General features: G+C 72.0%; 3 protein-coding genes. All 3 read right to left on the bottom strand.

Features of this window, described 5'->3' with window-relative positions; genetic code table 11:
• A partial coding sequence (locus ACEN88_RS30980; RefSeq protein ID WP_413345909.1) for a glycosyltransferase family 9 protein occupies positions 1–586 on the bottom strand: 586 nt, incomplete at its 3' end.
• Positions 583–1,146 carry a D-glycero-alpha-D-manno-heptose-1,7-bisphosphate 7-phosphatase gene (locus ACEN88_RS30975; protein ID WP_413345907.1) on the bottom strand — a complete coding sequence of 188 codons (564 nt, stop codon included), beginning with the start codon at positions 1,144–1,146 and terminating at the stop codon, positions 583–585. The genes ACEN88_RS30975 and ACEN88_RS30980, both read right to left, overlap by 4 nt.
• A gap of 25 nt (positions 1,147–1,171) precedes the next feature.
• On the bottom strand, positions 1,172–1,718 hold a 547-nt coding region (locus ACEN88_RS30970), incomplete at its 5' end, for an SDR family oxidoreductase (protein WP_413345905.1).

Genomic DNA, 1,718 nt, shown 5'->3' with positions numbered 1-1,718 from the left:
GCCGGTCCGGGTCGATGCCGGCGGCGGCCAGGCGTGCCCGTGCCGCCGTAAAGTCCGCCGGACGGGGAACGAACGACAGGCCAAGGCCGGCGCTGCGGCAGCCGACCCGCTGCACGAGGGCCAGCTGGCGCTGGACTTCATGGCGCACGAGCATGGCCGGCTCGGGGTCGGGCACCCAGTCGCTCAGCAGGTCGTACGGGTTTTCGCGGCAGTGGGCCAGCCGCAGCGGGATGCCCGCCAGCTGGCACAGCAGGGCCGCCGGCAGCGCGCTCTGCGTGTAGGTCGTGAAGATCACGGCCGCGTCGAAGGCGCGCGCCGCCAGTGTGGCGATTGGCGCCGGCGCGGCGGCCCCGGTGGTGGCAGACCTGGCGGACTTCGTCCACGGCGCCGACCAGGCGATGGCGTCGTCCAGTTCGGGAACGAAGGGCAGGGCGGCGGCGCCGGACGCGGAGCTCAGCAGGGTCAGCGTGCGGCCCGGCACGGCCTGGCGCAGCGCACGCATGGCCGGGGTGCACATCAGCACGTCCCCCAGCGAGTCGAGGCGCACGCACAGGATGCGCCGGGCGCGATGCCACGGGGCCGTCATGGCGTGTCTCCGTGGCTGGCGATCAGCACGGCGGCCGTGTACAGGTCGGGGGCCATGCGCGTCGGCACGCGGCGGGGGCCGAGCCGCCATTCGGTCTCGTTGCCGTTGTCGATGAGGATGGTGCGGCAGCCGGCCCGGTTGCCGGCCTCGACGTCGTGCAGGATGTCACCCACCATCCACGACGCCCGCAGGTCGATGTCGTGCTCGTGCGCCGCCTTGAGCAGCAGGCCCGGCAGCGGTTTGCGGCAATGGCATTCGGCCGACCAGGGCGCGACCGTGCCTTCCGGATGGTGCGGGCAGACATAAAAGCCGTCGAGCGCCAGGTGTTCGCGCAGCAGCAGGTCGCGTATGCGGGCGCTGACGGTGTCCATCGCGGCCGCGGCGAAGCGCCCGAAGGCGATGCCCGGCTGGTTGGTGACGACGAACAGCCGGTAGCCGAGGCGCACCAGCAGGCGCAGCGCCGGGCCGGCGCCGCGGCACAGCGTGATGCAGGCGGGCTCCACGTTGTGGGGCAGGTCGGGTACGAGCGTCCCGTCCTTGTCGAGAAATATGGCTTTCACGGCGCGGCTTTCATGAGGACACAAGTCAGGGCCAGGAAGTTTCCTGCATGGGCAGCACGGTCATTTCCGCGATCACGCTTTCGCGCGGCAGCAGCAGCGCGTGCCGGATCGCCTGGGCCACGCTGGCGGGATCCTGCAGGCGGGTCGGATCGAGGTCGGGGAAGCGGTCGAGCAGGAACGGCGTGCGCATGCCGCCCGCGACGACGGCCGTGACGCGGATGCCGTGCGGCCGCAGTTCGGCATGCAGCGCATGCGACAGGCCGAGCAGTCCCCATTTGCTGGCGTGGTAGGCGCTCGCATTCGGCCAGGCCCGCTTGGCCGCCGTGGAGGCGACGTTGACGATGTCGCCGCTGCCCTGGCTGCGCATGTGCGCGGCCGCGTGCTTGGCCAGCAGGAACGGCCCGTTCAGGTTCGTGTTGATGACGCGCAGCCAGTCCTGCTCGGACAGGTCGGACAGGGGCAAGGTCACGTCCGTGCCGGCGTTGTTGACGAGGATGTCGATGCGGCCCATCGTCGCGACGCAGCGTTCGACGGCGGCGCGCGCGGCGCCCGGGTCGCCGACGTCGAGGGCC

Source organism: Massilia sp. CT11-108 (genome assembly GCF_047302915.1).
Classification (GTDB): domain Bacteria; phylum Pseudomonadota; class Gammaproteobacteria; order Burkholderiales; family Burkholderiaceae_D; genus Telluria; species Telluria orientalis.
Note: the sequence above shows the minus strand (reverse complement) of the source record. Positions and strands in the feature narration are given on the sequence as shown.